This is a genomic window from Ferrovum myxofaciens, assembly GCF_000735045.1.
GTDB lineage: Bacteria > Pseudomonadota > Gammaproteobacteria > Burkholderiales > Ferrovaceae > Ferrovum > Ferrovum myxofaciens.
On the sequence record NZ_JPOQ01000293.1, the window covers coordinates 1 to 2,144 of the forward strand.

2 protein-coding genes are annotated in these 2,144 nt (G+C 52.1%); both read left to right on the forward strand.

The window, feature by feature from the left end; all coding sequences use genetic code 11:
• The first annotated feature begins 235 nt into the window (after positions 1–235).
• Positions 236–1,018 (forward strand): ATP-binding protein, encoded by a 783-nt coding sequence (locus IV91_RS0113625; RefSeq protein WP_160171591.1) that lies wholly within the window; start codon positions 236–238, stop codon positions 1,016–1,018.
• 304 nt (positions 1,019–1,322) lie between these two features.
• The gene (locus IV91_RS0113635; RefSeq protein ID WP_031599355.1) at positions 1,323–1,823 is read left to right on the forward strand and encodes a hypothetical protein; all 501 of its coding nucleotides are present in this window, start codon (positions 1,323–1,325) and stop codon (positions 1,821–1,823) included.
• The last annotated feature ends 321 nt before the right edge of the window (positions 1,824–2,144 follow it).

Consider the following 2,144-nt stretch of genomic DNA (forward strand, 5'->3'; position numbering starts at 1 on the left):
GAAAAATAAATTCAAAGTTGCTGGCGCCAGGGCACAGGTGGAAACTAAAAAACGGGCTACGAATTTGTCACCGCGATTGATTCCTGTGTTTGACATGGGCTCGCTCGAGACTGCGTATAAAAAAGTTAAGCGCGCCGATTCGGACCATAGAAACAGGTTACTGCCAGAAATCGAATTGGCCTTCCGAAATGATGGCAAAAGACAGGTGCCAAAACTGGGCAATCTGCTCAGCGTTATGAAAAAGCTGGAGTCTCATTTTCCAAATTTTACCCAAGCCATTTCAGGAATTGGGGAAGAACTCGCCCTGGCTGCGGCCAGTCGTCCTTCAGATTTTCGTTTTTCTCCGTTACTTCTGAACGGGGTGCCTGGCATTGGAAAAACGGCCTTCGCGCAAGAACTTGCCGCCAGATTTGGCCTTCCATTTCTGAACATCAACGCGGGAAACTTGCAGCACGCAGCCACACTCGTTGGGACTTCGTCACACTGGACGAACGCGGCCCCAGGTGACATTTTTAATCTCTTTGCCAATGGGGATTCGGCGGTGGCGATCCTGCTTCTGGATGAGGTGGACAAGGTCAACCCGGATCCCGAGTACAGTATTTTGCCAGTGCTGCTGGATCTGTTAGAGCCTGAAACTTCCCGGCATTTCAAAGACATCTCGATGGGCGTCAATCTGGACGCCTCACATTTGATTGTGTTAATGACGAGTAACCAGTCCGGCTTTATTGACAAGGCCCTGTTGTCTCGGTCCAGGATTTACGAAGTGCAGAAGCCAGACTGGGCTCAGCGCATGGCTATTATGAATCGCTGGGTCGAAGCTCTTGAAAAACAGACTCGGACCAAACTGGAGGTTGAACCTGCAGTGATCCAGAGATTGGCTGGCTTGCCCATGGATCTGAGGGCACTCCAAAGGGCCTTGCGATCTGCCTACGGCCGATCCCTGCTGGAAAAGTCGGATGTTCTGCAGCCACCTTGGAACCGCATTGAGCAACAACGACGGTCGGTTGGTTTCATGTAGGGGGATGCCACCATAAATAGGTGAACTTTTTAATGACATTCCATATTCTGTCGGATCTGCGCCTTAAATTTGCAGACTTCATCATTTGCCTCCAACCCGGATCACCTGATGGGGGGGGCCGGCCGCACCCATGACAGTTTTGACTATGAACTCAAGGGAACGCGAGTGATTTGTAACCCCAGGGGCTATGTGCTGTTTAACTCCGGCCCGGAGAACTTAGATTTCGATCCTGGGCTGGTGGTGGAGGTATGACCAGCACCGGAAACCGTGTTGCGCTATCGGAAGGGTCAGAACAGGAGAAGTCATGAACGAGAAAAACACACAAAAACTGTACCAGGATTTTCCGGTGCTTTACCGGGATGCCCGGCCCGGCGTGGAAGATAGTTGCGTGCAGTGGGGGTTCAGTTGTGGAGACGGTTGGTATAAATTGATTCGTAAGCTTTCTGCGGCTATTGAAGCAGAAGCCAAAAAACTTGGTCTGGATACTCAGTCTGAGGAATGGCCTCGCGCGCTACAGGTGAAAGAAAAATTTGGCACGCTGCGGTTCTATGTAGTCACGCCAGCAGATTCCAGCGAAAGCCAGTCTGAAGGAGTTGGGGTGGAGTCCGTAGGCGGGGTGGTGAGCATACGTCCCATCGCCAGGGTTCAGTCAATCCGGGAACTCGTTAGCCAGGCCGAAGCCACATCAGCAGAAATTTGCGAGACGTGTGGGGCTCCGGGAAGCCTCAACACTGATGGGGGGTGGTGGCGCACAACCTGTGGCCATTGCGATGCGAAGCGAAACGAGGAAGTAGGCGAGGCATGATTCTGTTCTTGGACTACGACGGGGTATTGCATTCCAATGAGTGTGTATCACTGTCACCAGCAGTCTGAATTTCCCGAAGGTAAGTTTAGGGTTTTGAGCTAAGACCACTGGAAGTCCTCGAGGGATTTGATGACCGTGGAAATGGGCGGCGGCAATACGACTTACAGTCTAGTTACAGCCGTGATAGGTGCGTGACAGGCCCCCGGTGTCAGGGAAGATGTCGCGTCACCCGAGTTGATTTAATTTTGGACTGGGGGCGGAAAGTGAACGGAGATGAGCGGATATTCTGAGGAGCGCAAGACGGCGGTGTTGAGGAAATTA

Excerpts from the sequence above, each read along its gene's own strand:
- IV91_RS0113625 (WP_160171591.1), top strand. The coding sequence starts at position 236 with ATGAAAAAGCTGGAGTCTCATTTTCCAAATTTTACCCAAGCCATTTCA.
- IV91_RS0113635 (WP_031599355.1), top strand. The coding sequence starts at position 1,323 with ATGAACGAGAAAAACACACAAAAACTGTACCAGGATTTTCCGGTGCTT.